Raw genomic sequence first — 17,113 nt, 5'->3', positions numbered from 1 at the left:
CGTTTTCGCCCTTTTGGGCAGAGCCTTGTTCGCCTGGCGCCCATGGGCAGGACGCTCGTCTTTCTGTTCATAGGGCCCGTCACTCGCCGTGGCGGCGCCGGCGTTCCGCGCCGAATTCGCCACAGCGGGTGTAAGGGGTGGACCTCCACCTCGACCCCGTCCCTCGAGGAACGTCTCGATGACCATCAGCCCACCAGAGCGTGGGAAAACGGCGAAAGCCCAGGTCGATCGGAACCCGGTTCCGGCGACCTTCGAACTGTTCGGCAAACCCGGGCATTTCGATCGCTCCCTCGCCAAGGGTCCCAAAACCACCACCTGGGTTTGGAACCTCCACGCCAACGCTCACGACTTCGACAGCCACACGAGTGATCTTGAAGAGGTTTCTCGCAAGATCTTCTCGGCTCATTTCGGCCATCTGGCCGTCATCTTCATCTGGTTGAGCGGTGCCTTCTTCCATGGTGCCCGCTTCTCCAACTACACCGGCTGGCTGGCCGACCCCCTGCACGTCAAGCCTTCGGCTCAGGTGGTTTGGCCGATCTTTGGCCAGGAAATTCTCAACGGTGATGTGGGTGCCGGATTCCACGGCATTCAGATCACTTCAGGCCTGTTCCACGTCTGGCGGGCCTGGGGTTTCACTTCTGAAACCCAACTGATGGCCACCGCCATCGGTGCCTTGGTGATGGCCGGCCTGATGCTCAATGCCGGCGTCTTCCATTACCACAAGGCGGCTCCCAAGCTCGAGTGGTTCCAGAACGTTGAGTCCATGCTCAACCACCATCTGGCTGGCCTGCTCGGCCTGGGTTCCCTGTCCTGGACGGGGCACCTGCTGCATGTGTCCCTGCCCACCACCCAGTTGATGGATGCCATCGACGCCGGCTCACCGCTGGTGCTGAACGGCAAGACCATCGCTTCGGTGGCGGACATCCCCCTTCCCCATGAATTCCTCAACCAGGAGCTGCTGACTCAGTTGTTCCCCGGTTTTGGTGCCGGCATCTCGGCGTTCTTCAGCGGGAACTGGGCTGCCTACAGTGATTTCCTCACCTTCAAGGGTGGTCTGAATCCTGTCACCGGCAGTCTGTGGATGACAGACATCGCCCATCACCACCTGGCGATTGCGGTCCTGTTCATTGTTGCCGGTCACATGTACCGGACCAACTGGGGCATTGGCCACAGCATCAAGGAAATCCTTGAGGGCCAGAAGGGCGATCCTCTGCTCTTCCCAGCTCCCAAAGGTCATGACGGACTTTTCGAGTTCATGACCACTTCGTGGCACGCCCAGCTTGGCGTGAACCTTGCATTGATGGGTTCGCTGAGCATCATTGTGGCGCACCACATGTACTCGATGCCTCCATATCCCTATATCGGCATCGACTACCCCACCCAGCTTTCGATCTTCACCCACCACATGTGGATCGGTGGCTTCCTGATCGTCGGTGCCGGTGCCCACGCCGCCATCGCGATGGTGCGTGACTATGACCCCGCCAAGCACATCGACAACGTGCTCGACCGGGTGCTCAAGGCACGTGACGCCCTGATCAGTCACCTCAATTGGGTGTGCATCTGGCTGGGCTTCCACAGCTTCGGTCTGTATATCCACAACGACACCATGCGTGCCCTGGGACGTCCCCAGGACATGTTCAGTGACTCCGCCATCGCGCTGAAGCCGATCTTCGCGCAGTGGATTCAGGGTCTTCACGCCGCAGCAGCCGGCACCACCGCTCCCAACGCCCTGGCGGGTGTGAGCGAGGTGTTCAACGGCGCTGTCGTGGCCGTGGGTGGCAAGGTTGCTGCCGCGCCGATTCCCCTGGGAACGGCAGATTTCATGGTGCACCACATTCACGCCTTCACCATCCACGTGACGGTGTTGATCCTGCTGAAAGGTGTGCTGTACAGCCGCAGTTCCCGTCTTGTCCCTGACAAGGCCAACCTCGGCTTCCGCTTCCCCTGCGACGGCCCCGGCCGTGGCGGTACCTGCCAGGTTTCGGCTTGGGACCATGTGTTCCTGGGTCTGTTCTGGATGTACAACTCCCTCTCGATCGTCATCTTCCACTTCAGTTGGAAAATGCAGAGCGATGTCTGGGGAACCGTGAATGCAGACGGCAGCGTCTCGCATATCACCAACGGGAACTTCGCTGAGAGTGCCATCACCATCAATGGCTGGCTCCGCGATTTCCTCTGGGCTCAGGCCGCACAGGTGATCAACAGCTACGGCTCGTCCTCCAGTGCATACGGTCTGATGTTCCTGGGTGCCCACTTCATCTGGGCGTTCAGCCTGATGTTCCTGTTCAGTGGCCGCGGCTACTGGCAAGAGCTGATTGAGTCCATCGTCTGGGCTCATAACAAGCTGAAAGTTGCCCCCGCCATTCAGCCGCGGGCGCTCTCGATCACCCAAGGCCGTGCCGTTGGTGTCGCCCATTACCTGCTGGGCGGTATCGCGACCACCTGGTCCTTCTTCCTGGCCCGCATCATTGCGGTCGGCTGACCTTTCCTGACCTTTCCCAATGGCAACGAAATTTCCTTCGTTCAGCCAGGGTCTGGCACAGGACCCGACAACCCGCCGTATTTGGTACGGCATTGCCACGGCTCACGACTTCGAGAGTCACGACGGCATGACCGAGGAGCGGCTTTACCAAAAGCTGTTCTCCACCCACTTCGGTCACCTGGCCATCATTGGCCTCTGGGTTTCGGGCAACCTGTTCCATATCGCCTGGCAGGGCAACTTTGAGCAGTGGGTCGCCGATCCTCTGCACGTCCGTCCCATCGCGCATGCGATCTGGGATCCCCACTTCGGTCAAGGCGCGATTGCCGCCTTCACCCAGGCGGGCGCTTCCTCTCCGGTGAACATCGCGTATTCAGGTCTGTACCACTGGTGGTACACGATCGGTATGCGCACCAACGCCGAGCTGTATCAGGGCTCCATCTTCATGATGATCCTGTCGGCTTGGGCTCTGTTCGCCGGCTGGCTCCACCTTCAGCCCAAGTTCCGGCCTTCCCTGGCCTGGTTCAAGAATGCTGAGTCCCGTCTGAACCACCACCTGGCTGTTCTGTTCGGCTTCAGCTCCATCGCCTGGACCGGTCACCTCGTTCACGTCGCCATCCCTGAGGCCCGCGGTCAGCACGTCGGTTGGGACAACTTCCTTTCGGTGCTGCCCCACCCCGCTGGTCTGGCTCCGTTCTTCACCGGTAACTGGGGCGTCTATGCCCAGAATCCCGATGGTCTGAATCAGGTCTTCGGCACCGCCGAAGGCTCGGGTACCGCGATCCTGACCTTCCTGGGCGGCTTCCACCCCCAGACCGAAGCCCTCTGGCTCACGGATATCGCCCATCACCATCTGGCGATTGGTGTGATCTTCGTGATCGCGGGTCACATGTACCGCACCAACTTCGGTATCGGTCACTCCATCCGCGAGATCCTCGAAGCCCACAACCCGCCCAAGGGCACCCCTGGTGACCTCGGAGCTGGCCACAAGGGTCTCTACGACACCATCAACAACTCGCTCCACTTCCAGCTGGGTCTGGCGCTGGCCAGCCTCGGTGTGGTGACGAGCCTGGTGGCTCAGCACATGTATGCGATGCCGTCTTACGCGTTCATCGCGAAGGACTACACAACGCAGGCTGCGCTGTACACGCACCACCAGTACATCGCCATCTTCCTGATGTGCGGTGCTTTCGCCCATGGTGCGATCTTCTTCATCCGCGACTACGACCCGGAAGCCAACAAGAACAACGTTCTTGCCCGGATGCTCGACCACAAGGAAGCCATCATCAGCCACCTCAGCTGGGTTTCCCTGTTCCTCGGCTTCCACACTCTGGGTCTCTACGTCCACAACGACGTGGTCGTGGCTTTCGGAACTCCCGAGAAGCAGATCCTCGTCGAGCCCGTCTTCGCCCAGTTCGTCCAGGCCGCTTCCGGCAAGGCGATGTACGGCATGGACGTGCTGCTCTCCAATCCTGGTAGTGCCGCCTCCCTGGCTTCGGCCAACATCCCTGGCGATCACTACTGGCTGGATGCCATCAATGGCAATACCGATCTGTTCCTGCCGATCGGGCCTGGTGATTTCCTTGTGCACCACGCCATTGCGCTGGGTCTGCACACCACGACCTTGATCCTGGTGAAGGGCGCCCTGGATGCCCGGGGTTCCAAGCTGATGCCCGATAAAAAGGACTTCGGCTACTCTTTCCCCTGCGATGGCCCTGGCCGTGGCGGTACCTGCGACATCTCTGCCTGGGACGCCTTCTATCTGGCAGTCTTCTGGGCTCTGAACACCGTGGGTTGGGTCACCTTCTACTGGCATTGGAAGCACCTCGCCATCTGGCAGGGCAACGTGGCTCAGTTCAACGAATCCAGTACCTATCTGATGGGCTGGTTCCGTGATTACCTCTGGCTGAACAGCTCCCAGCTGATCAACGGTTACAACCCGTTTGGCTCGAACAACCTGGCCGTCTGGTCCTGGATGTTCCTGTTCGGTCACCTGGTATGGGCCACTGGCTTCATGTTCCTGATCTCCTGGAGGGGTTACTGGCAGGAACTGATCGAGACGATTGTCTGGGCGCATCAGCGCACTCCGCTTGCCAACCTGGTGGGCTGGCGCGATAAGCCTGTAGCTCTCTCGATCGTTCAGGCCCGTGTGGTTGGTCTGGCTCACTTCACAGTGGGTTACATCCTGACCTACGCTGCCTTCCTGATCGCTTCCACCTCGGGCAAGTTCGGCTGAGGTTTTGCGGGGCCACGCGTTGGCTCGGCTCGATAACCTTCACTCGACCTGCCTTCACTCGAGGGACGATGACACCCCTGGCCTTGTGCCGGGGGTTTTTCGTTGGTGTGCTGGTGAAGAGTGTTTGATGTTTCGACCAAGAAGACGTTTGCCGATTGGCTATACCGTGGGGTTCTTGGGTCCTTGGTCATCGCGTTCAGGGAGGCTAGGTGCCAGTGAAGATGTCTATAGCAACGGGTTCTTGCTCATCTGATCGGTTGCGACTCGTTGATGATGAAGCAACGGTTCTGCATTGTTTCTGCTTAATCTTTGCCCTTTTGCTTTTGCCATTCCGGTCTCGCGTTTACAGCTTCTGAACCCGCTGCAGCAGGTATGTGAGCCATGCCACTTGAGGCGCATGGTGTGAGCCTCGATCAATCGCCAATCGCCAATTGTCAATTTGCAAGCGCCTGTGGCCTTTTTCTTGGTGACTCCGAGAGCTCGGGGAAGATAGAGGGCTAGGGGCTGCAAGCTGGGACATCGCAGTTCAGGACGATGGCGTAGGTTGCTTCCGATTGCAGGGACTCTCTATGTCTGGTTGCGGCGTGATTGTCGGCCTCTGCCTTTGGTTGGCGTTGTGGTGATCCTCGCCCTTGCCCGTCTTCAGCTTTAGGGCGATCGAGTCTGGGCCGTAACGCTTCTGTTTGCTGGTCAGGAATAGGAATCAGGCAAGTCTTCAGTAGCAGTAGATGTTGCTGAGCTTCGTCAAGCCCATTGGCGGCCGCTGGCTAATCTTATTGCCTGCAGATCGTCGGTGGATCTGTCGCCACCTGTTTCCAGGCTTGTCTCTTGCGGCGTGGCAGTGTCGTCTCAAGGCCTAGTCTCTTTAGGCCGATTTCTATGGTCTTCTTTCATCAGCCTGCTATCTTTCTCTGCCTCTGCCTCTGCCTCTGCCTCTGCCTCTGCCTCTGCCTCTGCCTCTGCCTCTGCCTCTGCCTCTGCCTCTGCCTCCCTCTCAGCAGTGTCGCCTGATTCCAGGCTCGCTGATGTCCATGAAGTGAGTGTAATCCTTCGGCCAATCGCGCTGAAAGAATGATTCAATATGAATGATTCAATCCCAGTAGCTTCCAGCTAGATTCTTTCGCAGAAAAAGCCCCGCCAAGGCGGGGCTTTTTGGTTCGCTCTTGGGCGGGGGATTGCTTGGAAAGAAGTACGAAGACTGTCCAGGCAGGTTGTGTTGATGCTGAAGCCGAGTCAGAGGCTCAGCTCACACTCCAGACGCCACCGGCGATGTTCACCAGCGGAGCCACAACGGCAGTGCCTGTGAGGAACCAGGCGAAGGCGGCGCCGCCGCAGCCACCCAGCCAGAAGCCGCTGGCGAATTCGGCCCAGCCTGCCTTGGTGAACAGGTCGGCGGGCGGATTGTCGATGGTGGCGTCAGGGGGTTGGACGTTCGGGCCGGAGCCGGCAGTGCCATAGATCGACAGGCACACCGTGAGAATCGACACCAGACCAATGGTGGCCAGAAGACCGGCGGTGCTGGCGTAGTCGGTGAGGCGCAGCGGTCCGCAGATCGCAAAGGGGCCGTAGAGGAAGAAGCCATGGGCCATGCCCACTTCCAGGCCGCGACGGTTGGGAGACAGGGCAGGGCGATAGGCGGGCAGCGCGTTCAGGAAGGCCTTGGTGAAGTAGCTGCTGTTGACGGGAGTGGCCAGATTGCCGACGGTCGGGTCGGCCACGGGGGTCACGGTCATGGTGGCGGAATGAGGGGAACGGGATCGGGTAGACCCGGAGGCGATCGCGACGGCTCAGTCGGTCGCTTCGATCACGTTGAACAACAGGGCCATGGCCACGGCTGGGCCCAGGATTCCCACAAGGGGAACGAACACCGAGGGCAACCAGGCCGCTGCAAATTCTCCAGTCATGGCATAGGCCAATAGGAATCGTCGATACTGTACGGAGAGGTCTGAAAGGGACCCCTGGCGCTGTTGAGGGGCGACATAAAAGTTCAATCCCCGCCTGCGGCCTCTCACTCCTTCCAGTGCCGCTGTTGCCATCTCCTCGAGACCTCCCTCCAGTGGCCGTTCGCAAGATGCCGTCCCAGTGGCCTTGCCCACCGCCATCTGCTGGCGGCGCCCATGAAGGCTTGGTGCCGAGGCTGAAATCCGGGATCACCCGCTGGCACTGCCGCGCAAGGTGGCGCGCACGCGGTAGATCGGTCGTCCCTGGCTCTCGTGATACGTCCGCATTTGCAGTTCCGACAGCAGGCCGAAGCAGAACAGCTGAACCCCGGTGAGAAAGCAGAGCAGGGCCATCAGCAGCAGGGGGCGGTCGCCGATGTTGGCGCCCTGCAGCTTCTCCACCAGCAGCCAGGCGCCGATCAGCAGTCCCAGGCCCATCCCCACCAGGCCTCCCAGGCCGAAAACATGCATCGGCCTGGTGAGGAAGCGCTTCATGAACCACACCGTGAGCAGATCCATCAGCACCCGGAATGTACGGTCGATCCCGTATTTGCTGGTGCCGAACCGGCGAGGGTGATGGCTCACCTTCACTTCGGTGATCCTGGCCCCTTCGATGAAGGCCAGCGCCGGCAGGAAGCGGTGCAGCTCTCCGTAGAGGTTCATGTCCTCGACCACCTCGCGCCGGTAGGCCTTGAGTGAGCAGCCGTAGTCGTGCAGCTTCACGCCGGTGACCCGGGCGATCAGGCGGTTCGCCAGCAGGGAGGGCAGCAGGCGGCTCACGGCCGCATCCTGCCGCTGGTAGCGCCAGCCGCTCACCAGGTCATAGCCCTGGTCCAGGGTGTCCAGCAGCAGGGGGATGTCGGCCGGATCGTTCTGCAGATCGCCGTCGAGGGTCACGATCACGGGGCCGCGGCTGGCATCGAAGCCCGCCGCCATGGCCGGGGTCTGGCCGTAGTTGCGTCGCAGCAGCACCGCTACCAGTTCCGGGATCGTGCCCGCCAGCTCCTGCAGCAGAATCGGGGTGCGATCGCGCGAGCCGTCGTCCACCAGCACCAGCTCGAAGGGGATCCCCAGGGGCCGCAGCTGAGCCAGCAGCTGCTCCACCAAGGGTCTGAGACTGTCCTCTTCGTTGTAGAGCGGCACCACCACCGAAAGAGTGGGCAGGGTGGGGGCCGGCATGGCGGCGGATCCGGAGGCGAGCCGAACCCTAAACGGAGACTGGCATCAGTCTCCGCAGGCGCTGCCGTCGTGGCAATGCATCACCCGGCCGGCGCCGCGCAGTTCCAACCGGTAGTGGCGTGCCACGGGATCCGGATTGTGGGGCGAGAGGTCGTCGATGCCGATGCCATTGCGGCCGTGTGCGACCCCCGAGCTGTGCAGGTAGCGGCCGCCTGTGAGGTGCAGGCCCACATGGGTGCAGCGCCGCGGTGTGCCGAAGAAGATCAGATCGCCTGGTCGCAGCAGCGCCGTCGCTCCCGGGCGGACGGCCACCGGCTGGCAGAAACGTTCCTGCAGGTAGGCATCGCGTGGCAGCCAGATGCCCTGGCTGGCAAACAGGGTCTGAACCAGGCCGGAGCAGTCGAAATCAGGCCCGAGCGATCCGCCCCACAGGTAGGTGTTGGGCTGGAGCATGGCGGCTTTTGCCGCCGCCAGCACCGCCGGCAGGCGGGCTTCGATCTGGGGGCGTTGCAGGCGTTGGCTGCGGGGTCGACTGCCGCTCACGGCGTGGCCCAGCAGGTGGTTCGGCTCGATCCAGCCGGGGTAGCCGTCCTCCAGCAGTCGGACCCTCAGACGCGCCGCTTCCCCTGGTGCGCCCGCTCTGGTGCCATCGCGCAACTGCAGCACCCGCCCCGCCGCCGCCTGGGTGGCCAGGCCGGCTCCGTGGGCCCGGCTGTAGAGGTTGAGTGGCGCGGTGAGCTGCCAGAGGCTGCCCGCTTCCAGCAGCTCGCGGGCCGCCGGGCTGCCGGTCGGCAGAGTGCTTAATGTCGCCATCACGCTGCTCGGCGGAGATGGTGTTCTACAACCCGGATCCGGGCATGGCCGAGCGCCTCGCCGATCTGGTGGCGGCTCTGGAGCTGGAGGGGCGGGAAGGGCTGGGTCAGCGGCTGTCGATCACCTGGTTGCGTTACCCCGAGTCCCTGCGACATCAGGCCCATGACCTGGATCCGACCAGCTTCTGGCAGCGACCGCTGACCGGTGCTGCCTGGGCCGGTGATCGCCTCCGCTATCCCGCCAGTGTGGTGAAGTTGATCTATCTGGTTGCCGCCGAGGCCTGGCTGCAGCGCCAGCTGATTGGCGATGGTCCGGAGCTGCGCCGGGCCCTGGCCGACATGATCCGCGACTCCAGCAATGACGCCACGGCACTGGTGATGGATCTGCTCAGCGGCACCACCAGTGGCCCTGAGCTGCCGCCGCATCGTTACAGCTCCTGGTGCCACCAGCGCGGCATCGTCAACCGCTGGCTGACCGAGCTCGCCTGGCCTGAGCTGGAGGGCTGCAATGCCTGCCAGAAGACCTGGGGCGATGGCCCCTACGGCCGTGAACGTCAGTTCTACGGGCCTGATCTGCAGAATCGCAACCGCCTCAGCACCGATGCCGTGGCCCGGGTTCTGCATGGGGTGATGGCAGGCGCGATGGTGTCGCCGCCGGCGTGCCGGCGCATGCAGGACCTGCTGGCCCGCTCGCTCGATCCCCTGGAACGGCAGGCCGATCCGGAGAATCAGGTGGATGGCTTCATCGGCGAAGCCCTGCCGCTGCAGACACCCTTCTGGAGCAAGGCCGGCTGGATGAGCCAGGCGCGCCATGACGCCGCCTATGCGGAACCCGAGAACGGTCTGCCGTTCCTGCTGGTGATCTTCAGCGAAGGGCAGGCGTGTGCTGATGATCCGGCCCTGTTGCCGGCGATCACCACCGAATTGCTGCGCTACAGCGGCCCGGTCTGAGCCACTCCGGGCCGGGTGCCGCAGGCCCGATCGACAACCCCGACATTCCGTCTGAGCGGAAGTCGGGGAGTCTGTGCTTTGGAAACGGAGAGGGAGGGATTCGAACCCTCGACAGAAGTTGCCTCCTGTAACTCCTTAGCAGGGAGCCGCTTTCAACCACTCAGCCACCTCTCCAGTGGCTCCGTGAGCTTATCAGTGGGCCGGCAGCCTCAGCCCTCGCCGCCGCCGCTCACGGCCAGCCGCGGCAGCCGGTGCTTGAAGCCGCAGAGGATCTCCCAGGGGATGGTGTGGCAGCGCTCACTCCAGTCGGTCGGGCCGATGCTGCGGTCGCTCTGCTGCCCGAGCAAGGTCACCACCGATCCCACCTCCAGCTCGGAGGTGTCGGTGGCATCGAGCACCAGCTGATCCATGGTGATCGCGCCCACCTGCGGCAGGCTCTGCCCTCGGAACAGCACCTCCAGCTGGTTCGAGAGCTGGCGGGGGACGCCATCGGCGTAGCCGATGCCCACCACCGCCAGTCGGCTGGGGCGGCTGGTACGGAAGCGATGGCCATAGCTCACCCCCACCCCCGCCGGCACCTCCCGGATCAGGGAGACGCGGGCGTGTAGCTGCATCGCTGGTTGCAGCGGCACCCGGCCGGCCAGATGCGGGGCTGGCTCCTGGCCATAGAGGGCCAGCCCGACCCGCACCAGGTCGTAGTGGATGGCGTGATCCCGCAGGGTGCCGGCCGAGTTGGCCAGGTGGCGGTGCCCGCAGCTCAGCCTCTGCTGGCGGAGGCTGTCCAGCACACTCTCGTAGCGGCGTTGCTGCTCGCGCGTCAGGCCGTCGTCCTCGTCGGGGCAGGCATCGGCGTGGGCGAGGTGGGAATAGAGCCCCACCAGCTCCACAGCATCGAGGTCCTGCAGGGCCGCCACCAGGCGGGGGCCGTCCTGCCAGTCGGCGCCGAGCCGGGCCATGCCGGTGTCGAGCTTGAGCTGCAGCGGCATCGAACGACCGCTGCCGCTGGCCAGGTTCTGGCAGAGCAGGGCTTCCCGCATGCTGCTGATCGTTGGCATCAGCTGCCAGCGCAGACAGCTGCGCAGTTCCTCCACCTGGGTGAGGTTGCCCAGCACCAGAATCGGCGCCCGGATCCCGGCGGTGCGCAGTTCCACTCCCTCGGCAAGGGTGGCCACCCCGAAGCAGCTGGCGCCGCCGGCGAGGGCGGCCTCGGCGACCAGCACCGCACCGTGGCCGTAGCCATCCGCCTTGACCACGGCCATCAGCTCGGTGAGCGGACCGATGAAGCGGCGCAGGGCGCGGGCGTTGGCGCGGATGGCGCCGGCATTCACTTCCACCCAGGCCCGTTGCCTGGACTGGCCGGTCTCATGGGGTGCCAGGGGTGTGCTGAGCGGCGAGGAGGACATCAGCGCCTCTCCACGGCAGCCAGGAGCCGCCGCGCGTCGCTGCCGGTGCCGTCGAAGGAGGCGTGGAACACAGTCGCGCGCGGAGAACGCCTCTAGCATGGCCTGCAATCAGAGGGGCTGGCATGGGCCACGTTCTCGTTCTGAATGCGTCCTACGAGCCGCTCAATATCACCCACTGGCGTCGCGCCATGGTGATGCTGCTCAAGGGAAAGGCCGAAGGCCTGGAGCACGACTCCAGCCGCGTCATCCGGCCGGATCTGCTGCTGCCCACCGTGATCCGTCTGCGTCAGTTCGTGCGGGTGCCCTACAAGCCCCTGCCCCTGACCCGCCGCAATCTGTTTCAGCGCGACAACCACCGCTGCCAGTACTGCGCCAGCACCACCCAACCGCTCTCGATCGATCACATCGTGCCCCGCAGCCGTGGCGGCGCCGATGCCTGGGAGAACGTCACCACCGCCTGCCTGGGCTGCAATGTGCGCAAGGGCAATCGCACGCCTCGCGAAGCCGGCATGCCGCTGCTGCAGGAGCCCCATCGTCCCCACAGCGGGCTCAATTTCGAGGCCAGCCGTCAGATCCGGGCCGGTCGCCACGCGGAGTGGGCCAAATATCTGATCGGTGCCGCCTGATCCGGTTGATGCTCACGGCCTTGAAAACCGCTGGTTCTGAAGCTCCAGCCTGGGTTCAGACCCCGCTCGCCTGGCGGGCCAGCTCTTCCAGTTGCCGGCTCTGCTCGGCGGCGATCGAGGCCCCGATCAGCTCGCCCAGCTGGCCCGCCAGCACGGGTTCGAGCGCGAAATTGCGTCCCAGGCGGTGGTCGGTGGTGCGGTTGTCTTTGTAGTTGTAGGTGCGGATCTTTTCGCTGCGATCGCCGCTGCCCACCTGAGCCCGACGGGTTGAACTCTCCGCGGCGGCGGCGGCGGCGAGTTCCCGCTCCAACAGCTTGGCCCGCAGGATCTCCATGGCCCGTTCCCGGTTCTGCAGCTGGGAGCGTTCCTGGGTGCAGAACACGCGGATACCGGTGGGCTTGTGCAGCAGATCCACTGCCGTTTCCACCTTGTTCACGTTCTGGCCGCCGGCGCCGCCGGAGCGGGCTGTGCTGATCTCCAGCTCGCCTGGATCGATCTGCACCTCCACCGGATCTGCTTCCGGCATCACCGCCACCGTGGCCGTGGAGGTATGCACCCGCCCCTGGGATTCGGTGGCAGGCACCCGCTGGACGCGGTGCACCCCCGCCTCGAACTTGAGCTGGCTGTAGACCCCGTCGCCGCGGATCGCCAGGATGAGTTCCTTGTAGCCGCCCAGTTCCGCTTCCGAGGCACTCACCGGCTGGACCTGCCAGCCCTGGCCCTGGGCGTAGCGGTCGTACATGCGGGCCAGATCTCCCGCCCAGAGCCCGGCTTCGTCGCCACCAGCACCGGCACGGATCTCGAGCATGACGCTGCGCTCGTCGCGGGGGTCGTGGGGCAGCAGCGCCAGGGTCAGCCGTTGCTGCAGCTGATCGATCGTGGCCCCCAGCCGCTCCAGCTCCTCAGCGGCCAGCTCCTCCATGGCCGGGTCACCGCGATGCTCCTTGAGCAGTTGCACCGCTTCCTGCCGTTCGCGCTCGCATTTCTGCAGGTCGGCATAGTCGCGCACAAGCGGCTCGAGCCGGGCGCGTTCCCGTGCGATCGTCTGCAGCTGGGCCGGATCGGCCGTGACCGCCGGATCGGCCAGCTGACGCTCCAGGGCCGCGAAGGTGGTGCAGGCGGTGGCCAGGCGTTCGTGCAGCAGAGCTTGATCGATCACAGCGATGCAGGAACTGAGGGGACGGGAGGGAGGCGCGGGATGGGGCGCAGCCATCAAAAAGCCGGATGCCCAGGGGCATCCGGCTGAGTGGAGCAGATTGAAGGAAAGCCTCAGGCCTGGGCTGCATCCTTCTTGGAGACATCGGCCTTAGCCGTGTCGGTGGAGCCCATGCCGTATTTGCGCATGAAGCGATCAACGCGGCCCTCGGTGTCGAGGATCTTCTGGGTACCGGTGTAGAAGGGGTGGTTGCCACTCCACACGTCGACGTGCAGTTCGGGCTGGGTGGAGCCAGTGGTCATCACCACCTCTCCATTGCAGATCACCTTGGCATCGGGATACCAGGTGGGGTGGATGTCGGCCTTGGGCATGGCTGCGAACAGAGCAGTGCGAACAGAAAAGATCAGCGCTTGGAGAACTGGGGAGCCTTGCGGGCTTTCTTGAGGCCGTACTTGCGGCGCTCCTTGGCGCGGGGGTCGCGGCTGAGGTGGCCTTCCGTCTTGAGGGGCTTGCGGTTGTCCGGCGACAGGTCGCAGAGGGCACGGGCGGCACCCTGCTTGATGGCGTCGGCCTGGCCGGTGAGGCCACCACCGCGCACGTTCACAAGGACGTCGTAATCGGATTCAAGACCCAGCGTCTGCAGGGGAGCCTTGACGGCCGCCAGGTAGACGGGGTTGTAGTTGAGGTAGTTATCGCCGGGGCGGCCATTGATCGTGACGCTGCCGGTGCCGGGAACAATGCGCACCCGTGCAACGGCGGTCTTGCGGCGACCAGTGCCCCAGTAGACGACGGAATTGCTGCTCATTGGGCGGAAGTGGCGGGGTCGAGGGCGAGAGCCTGGGGCTGCTGGGCGGCGTGGGGATGATCGATGCCCTTGTAGACCTTCAGCTTGCGGAACAGCTGGCGGCCCAGGGCGTTGTGGGGCAGCATGCCCTTGATCGCCTTCTCCACGATCCGCTCGGGGATCCGGCCCTGCAGGTGGGCGAAGGTTTCGGTCTTCATGCCACCGGGGCGACCGGAGTGGCGGCGATACAGCTTCTGGGTGGGCTTGTTGCCGCTCACCTTCACCTTCTCGGCATTGATGACGATCACGAAATCGCCGGTGTCGAGGTGGGGGGTGTAGCAGGGCTTGTTCTTGCCCCGCAGCACCTGAGCCACTTCGCTGGCGAGACGGCCAAGAGTCTGATTCTCAGCGTCGACGACGTACCACTGGCGATCCAGGGAATCGATGGAAGGAAGGGATGTCTTGTTCATCGCACCGGCAGGCCGGATGGGTTGGGCCCATCGCGGCGGATGGGGCAGGACAGTTCAACAGTCAACCTACCGCGTCACCGATATTGACCCTGATGGGGTCAGGCACGGCTGCGCGCAGCGGCGGCTGCAGAGAAGGCGGGGCTGGATGATCGCCTGCTGATCCCCCCAATCCCAGTCGATCAGGCTGATCGACTGGGGTCAGGGCGAATCGGGGATCGCCAAGGCAAACCGCGGTTGACCATCGTACCAGGCACTCTTTACAAAGACCTCCTCCGGATATCCCACCCGCAGCAGGCAGAGCCCCTGGGGCGGCGCTGCTTCCTTCACCTGTTCGCGCGCCTGCTGGCGCCAGCGCCGCGAGAAGCCATCCACGCTCAGCTGACCCTCGCCCACGGCCACCAGCTGCCCCATCACCAGGCGCACCATGCCGTAGAGGAAGCCAGTGGCCTGCATCTCCACCACCACCAGGTCTCCCTGCCGATCCACCATCACCTCCTGCAGGGTTGTGCGGGCATGGGGGCGGCTGCTGCCGGCCCGCTGGAAGGCGGAGAAGTCGTGGTCGCCGAGCATGCCCGCCAGGGCGTCGGCCATGGCCTGCTCGTCGAGCCGCTGCTGGTAGCGGTGCCAGGTCCAGGGGGCCAGGAAGAGGTTGGGGGTGCGCCCGTTATGGATCGTGTACCGGTAGCGCCGGTAGGTGGCGCTGAAGCAGGCATGCCAGGTCAGCGGCACCTCGGCGGCGGCCACCACCCGAATGGAGGCCGGCAGGCGGCCATTCAGGGCCTTGGGCCAGCGCTGAGCCGGGATGGGGCCGCTGGTTTCGAAGTGCGCCACCTGGCCGGCGGCATGGACGCCACTGTCGGTTCGGCCCGCTGCCATGGTTCGCACCGGTCGCTGTGCATCCAGGCTGGGTGGATCCAGGCTGGCGATGGCCTCCTCCAGGGTCTGCTGAACGCTGGGGTGTCGCGGCTGGAGTTGCCAGCCGCAGAAGGCCGCTCCGTCGTATTGCAGGCAGAGGGCGATCCGGCGGCGGTGTTCGCCGCTGGTGGCTTCGCTGTTGGTCGCTTCGCGGTTGGCGGATCCGGTGTCAGTCTGATCGGCCGTGCTGGCGGAAGCACTGGGTGGTGCGCTCGACTTCAAGCCGGTCATCAGCGGCTCCGCTGGACAGAATCAGGCCATCAAAAAACCGCGGAGGCCTTCAGGCGTCCGCGGCCAAGGGGCAACGCAGCATTGGGCTGGGGGCGCGTCGGCACCACCGCCAGGCTCAGACCAGTTCGATGATCGCCATCTCGGCGTTGTCACCGCGGCGGGGAACCGTCCGGATGATGCGGGTGTAGCCGCCGTTGCGGTCGCCGTAGCGATCCTGGGCCTTGTCGAACAGGGCGTGGACCAGCTGCTTGTCGTAGATGTAGCCGATCGCCCGACGGCGGGCCGCCAGGGTGCCGTCCTTGGCCAGGGTGATCATGCGCTCGGCTTCGTCACGCAGGGCCTTGGCACGGGCCTTGGTGGTGGTGACGCGACCTTCGCGGATCAGCTGGGTGGTGAGGCCGCGGAGCAGCGCCTTGCGCTGGTCTGCGGGACGGCCCAGCATGGGCACTCGGCACTGGTGTCTCATGACGGAAAAGCTCGGACAGGGACGGAACGGGGTGGGATGCCGCGGCTCAGGCGGTGGTGCGGCTCTGGGGCAGGGAGATGCCGATGCGCTCCAGGGCTTCGATCACTTCATCGGCAGACTTGGAGCCGAAGTTCTTGATCTCCAGCAGATCTTCGTAGCTGAAGCCCATCAGGTCGGACACGGAGTTGACCTGGGCCCGCTTGAGGCAGTTGTAGGCCCGCACGGAGAGATTGAGTTCCTCGAGCGGAATCTGGGCTTCGGCTGAAGGCTCGATCTCCGGACCGGGTTCCTCCGCCATGGTGAGGCTGGCCAGAGGCTGGAACAGGGCGATCAGCTGGTTGGCAGCCTGGGCCATGGCGTCATCCGGCGTGATGCTGCCATTGGTCTCGATTTCGATGCGGAGCCGCTCCCGGGCGGAACCGCCTTCGCCCACGGCGGTCTCATCGACCGTGTAGTTGACACGCTTGACCGGCATGAAGACGGCATCGATCTGGAGCAGATCGATGGCGCTGGTGTCTTCGCTGTGGCGATCGACGGGCCGATAGCCGACGCCGCGCTCGACATGCACTTCCATCTCAAGGCTGTGGCCTTCGGCCACGGTGGCGATCGGCCGCTGGCCGTCGATCACCTGCACCTGGGAGGAGAACTGCAGGTCGGAGGCGGTCACGGTGGCGGGGCCGTTCATGACAAGACGGCCGATCTCAAGCTCGCGGCTGCGGCTGCTGATCGGGATCTCCTTGCAATTGAGCAGGATGTCGAGAACGTCTTCACGGACGCCTGGAACCGTGGCGTATTCGTGGTTGACGGAGGCGATCCGCACGGCAGTGATGGCACTGCCCTCAAGGCTGCCGATCAGGACGCGGCGCAGGGCGTTCCCGAGGGTGGTGGCCTGACCCCGATCCAACGGGCCGATCAGGAACACCCCCGTCTGGGAACGGTCGTCAGCGATCTGATGCTCGATCCGATCGATCTGGTAGTGGAGCACGGTCTGAAGGGTCGGGAGTGGGAACGGACGCCGCGAGCGGCTGGGCTAACGACGGGTCAGACGCGGCGGCGCTTGGAACGACGGCAACCGTTGTGGGGCAGGGGGGTCACGTCACGGATCAGGGTGATTTCCAGACCGGCCACCTGCAGGGCGCGGATCGCGGTTTCACGGCCGGAGCCTGGGCCACGCACCAGCACTTCGATCTGGCGCATGCCCTGCTCGAGGGCCCGGCGTGCGGCGGCTTCAGCGGCGGTCTGGGCAGCGAACGGCGTGCCTTTACGGGCGCCCTTGAAGCCACTGGCCCCGGCGGACGACCAGGAGATCACCTCACCGGCCGTGTCGGTGATCGATACGATCGTGTTGTTGAAGGTGCTTTGAATGTGCGCGACGCCGTTGGGGACGTTGCGCTTCGTTTTCTTGGCGCCGGATTTCTTGGCTGGCTTGGCCATGGCAGAGGCCCTGCGGTTTCAGGGAGGTGAT

The 17,113-nt window shown here is 64.2% G+C and carries 17 protein-coding genes and 1 tRNA gene; 4 read left to right on the top strand and 14 right to left on the bottom strand.

Annotated features, from left to right (window positions below; all coding sequences use genetic code 11):
• Positions 1-178: 178 nt before the first annotated feature.
• Positions 179-2,482: a photosystem I core protein PsaA gene (gene psaA / locus H8F26_RS01860; RefSeq protein ID WP_197157090.1), complete on the top strand. Its 2,304-nt coding sequence runs from the start codon at positions 179-181 to the stop codon at positions 2,480-2,482.
• Between the two features lie 19 nt (positions 2,483-2,501).
• A complete protein-coding gene (gene psaB / locus H8F26_RS01855; RefSeq protein ID WP_197157088.1) occupies positions 2,502-4,715 on the top strand; it encodes a photosystem I core protein PsaB in 2,214 nt (737 codons plus the stop codon).
• Positions 4,716-5,956: 1,241 nt separating this feature from the next.
• Here psaB and H8F26_RS01850 read toward each other — a convergent pair.
• From H8F26_RS01850 to H8F26_RS01835, 4 genes are all read right to left on the bottom strand, one after another.
• Positions 5,957-6,448 carry a photosystem I reaction center subunit XI gene (locus H8F26_RS01850; protein WP_197157086.1) on the bottom strand — a complete coding sequence of 164 codons (492 nt, stop codon included), beginning with the start codon at positions 6,446-6,448 and terminating at the stop codon, positions 5,957-5,959.
• Positions 6,449-6,502: 54 nt separating this feature from the next.
• Positions 6,503-6,619: a photosystem I reaction center subunit VIII gene (locus H8F26_RS01845; RefSeq protein WP_197157084.1), complete on the bottom strand. Its 117-nt coding sequence runs from the start codon at positions 6,617-6,619 to the stop codon at positions 6,503-6,505.
• Between the two features lie 246 nt (positions 6,620-6,865).
• Complete coding sequence (locus tag H8F26_RS01840) at positions 6,866-7,834, bottom strand: glycosyltransferase family 2 protein (protein WP_197157082.1); 969 nt, start codon at positions 7,832-7,834, stop codon at positions 6,866-6,868.
• Between the two features lie 45 nt (positions 7,835-7,879).
• The gene (locus H8F26_RS01835) at positions 7,880-8,647 is read right to left on the bottom strand and encodes a C40 family peptidase (RefSeq protein WP_197157080.1); all 768 of its coding nucleotides are present in this window, start codon (positions 8,645-8,647) and stop codon (positions 7,880-7,882) included.
• A gap of 17 nt (positions 8,648-8,664) precedes the next feature.
• On the opposite strand from H8F26_RS01835, the gene H8F26_RS01830 reads away from it, so the two are divergent.
• Positions 8,665-9,597: a serine hydrolase gene (locus tag H8F26_RS01830; protein ID WP_197157079.1), complete on the top strand. Its 933-nt coding sequence runs from the start codon at positions 8,665-8,667 to the stop codon at positions 9,595-9,597.
• A gap of 85 nt (positions 9,598-9,682) precedes the next feature.
• On the opposite strand, the gene H8F26_RS01825 is transcribed toward H8F26_RS01830, so the two are convergent.
• Together H8F26_RS01825 and alr are read right to left on the bottom strand one after the other, a co-directional pair.
• A tRNA-Ser gene (locus H8F26_RS01825) sits at positions 9,683-9,771 on the bottom strand.
• Positions 9,772-9,806: 35 nt separating this feature from the next.
• The gene (gene alr / locus H8F26_RS01820) at positions 9,807-11,000 is read right to left on the bottom strand and encodes an alanine racemase (protein WP_197157078.1); all 1,194 of its coding nucleotides are present in this window, start codon (positions 10,998-11,000) and stop codon (positions 9,807-9,809) included.
• 122 nt (positions 11,001-11,122) lie between these two features.
• Here alr and H8F26_RS01815 point away from each other — a divergent pair, with 122 nt between their 5' ends.
• Complete coding sequence (locus H8F26_RS01815; protein ID WP_197157077.1) at positions 11,123-11,626, top strand: HNH endonuclease; 504 nt, start codon at positions 11,123-11,125, stop codon at positions 11,624-11,626.
• A gap of 55 nt (positions 11,627-11,681) precedes the next feature.
• Here the strand turns inward: H8F26_RS01815 and prfA are convergent, their stop codons facing one another.
• The 8 genes from prfA to rpsK form a co-directional block, all read right to left on the bottom strand.
• A complete protein-coding gene (gene prfA / locus H8F26_RS01810; protein ID WP_197158909.1) occupies positions 11,682-12,782 on the bottom strand; it encodes a peptide chain release factor 1 in 1,101 nt (366 codons plus the stop codon).
• A gap of 113 nt (positions 12,783-12,895) precedes the next feature.
• Positions 12,896-13,153, bottom strand: coding sequence for a 50S ribosomal protein L31 (gene rpmE, locus H8F26_RS01805; protein ID WP_197157075.1), 258 nt, complete (start codon positions 13,151-13,153; stop codon positions 12,896-12,898).
• Between the two features lie 32 nt (positions 13,154-13,185).
• Positions 13,186-13,587, bottom strand: coding sequence for a 30S ribosomal protein S9 (gene rpsI / locus H8F26_RS01800; protein ID WP_197157073.1), 402 nt, complete (start codon positions 13,585-13,587; stop codon positions 13,186-13,188).
• A complete protein-coding gene (rplM, locus tag H8F26_RS01795) occupies positions 13,584-14,036 on the bottom strand; it encodes a 50S ribosomal protein L13 (RefSeq protein WP_197157071.1) in 453 nt (150 codons plus the stop codon). Before rplM ends, rpsI begins: the two co-directional genes overlap by 4 nt.
• 198 nt (positions 14,037-14,234) lie before the next feature.
• The gene (truA, locus tag H8F26_RS01790; RefSeq protein WP_197157069.1) at positions 14,235-15,182 is read right to left on the bottom strand and encodes a tRNA pseudouridine(38-40) synthase TruA; all 948 of its coding nucleotides are present in this window, start codon (positions 15,180-15,182) and stop codon (positions 14,235-14,237) included.
• Positions 15,183-15,297: 115 nt separating this feature from the next.
• Positions 15,298-15,648 (bottom strand): 50S ribosomal protein L17, encoded by a 351-nt coding sequence (rplQ, locus tag H8F26_RS01785; protein ID WP_197157067.1) that lies wholly within the window; start codon positions 15,646-15,648, stop codon positions 15,298-15,300.
• 46 nt (positions 15,649-15,694) lie between these two features.
• Positions 15,695-16,633: a DNA-directed RNA polymerase subunit alpha gene (locus tag H8F26_RS01780; protein WP_197157065.1), complete on the bottom strand. Its 939-nt coding sequence runs from the start codon at positions 16,631-16,633 to the stop codon at positions 15,695-15,697.
• 56 nt (positions 16,634-16,689) lie between these two features.
• Positions 16,690-17,082, bottom strand: coding sequence for a 30S ribosomal protein S11 (gene rpsK, locus H8F26_RS01775; protein ID WP_010311626.1), 393 nt, complete (start codon positions 17,080-17,082; stop codon positions 16,690-16,692).
• Between the last annotated feature and the right edge of the window lie 31 nt (positions 17,083-17,113).

This window comes from Synechococcus sp. CBW1006, from assembly GCF_015840525.1.
Lineage (GTDB): Bacteria > Cyanobacteriota > Cyanobacteriia > PCC-6307 > Cyanobiaceae > CBW1002.
The sequence above is the reverse complement of the archived record's forward strand: the minus strand, read 5'-3'. Positions and strand labels throughout refer to the sequence as shown.

Coding starts and splice junctions, on each gene's coding strand:
- rpsK (WP_010311626.1), bottom strand. CDS start 17,082: ATGGCCAAGCCAGCCAAGAAATCCGGCGCCAAGAAAACGAAGCGCAAC.
- H8F26_RS01840 (WP_197157082.1), bottom strand. CDS start 7,834: ATGCCGGCCCCCACCCTGCCCACTCTTTCGGTGGTGGTGCCGCTCTAC.
- H8F26_RS01845 (WP_197157084.1), bottom strand. CDS start 6,619: ATGACTGGAGAATTTGCAGCGGCCTGGTTGCCCTCGGTGTTCGTTCCC.
- psaA (WP_197157090.1), top strand. CDS start 179: ATGACCATCAGCCCACCAGAGCGTGGGAAAACGGCGAAAGCCCAGGTC.
- rplQ (WP_197157067.1), bottom strand. CDS start 15,648: ATGAGACACCAGTGCCGAGTGCCCATGCTGGGCCGTCCCGCAGACCAG.
- H8F26_RS01850 (WP_197157086.1), bottom strand. CDS start 6,448: ATGACCGTGACCCCCGTGGCCGACCCGACCGTCGGCAATCTGGCCACT.
- rpsI (WP_197157073.1), bottom strand. CDS start 13,587: ATGAGCAGCAATTCCGTCGTCTACTGGGGCACTGGTCGCCGCAAGACC.
- alr (WP_197157078.1), bottom strand. CDS start 11,000: ATGTCCTCCTCGCCGCTCAGCACACCCCTGGCACCCCATGAGACCGGC.
- H8F26_RS01830 (WP_197157079.1), top strand. CDS start 8,665: ATGGTGTTCTACAACCCGGATCCGGGCATGGCCGAGCGCCTCGCCGAT.
- rpmE (WP_197157075.1), bottom strand. CDS start 13,153: ATGCCCAAGGCCGACATCCACCCCACCTGGTATCCCGATGCCAAGGTG.
- truA (WP_197157069.1), bottom strand. CDS start 15,182: ATGACCGGCTTGAAGTCGAGCGCACCACCCAGTGCTTCCGCCAGCACG.
- psaB (WP_197157088.1), top strand. CDS start 2,502: ATGGCAACGAAATTTCCTTCGTTCAGCCAGGGTCTGGCACAGGACCCG.
- H8F26_RS01835 (WP_197157080.1), bottom strand. CDS start 8,647: ATGGCGACATTAAGCACTCTGCCGACCGGCAGCCCGGCGGCCCGCGAG.
- H8F26_RS01815 (WP_197157077.1), top strand. CDS start 11,123: ATGGGCCACGTTCTCGTTCTGAATGCGTCCTACGAGCCGCTCAATATC.
- rplM (WP_197157071.1), bottom strand. CDS start 14,036: ATGAACAAGACATCCCTTCCTTCCATCGATTCCCTGGATCGCCAGTGG.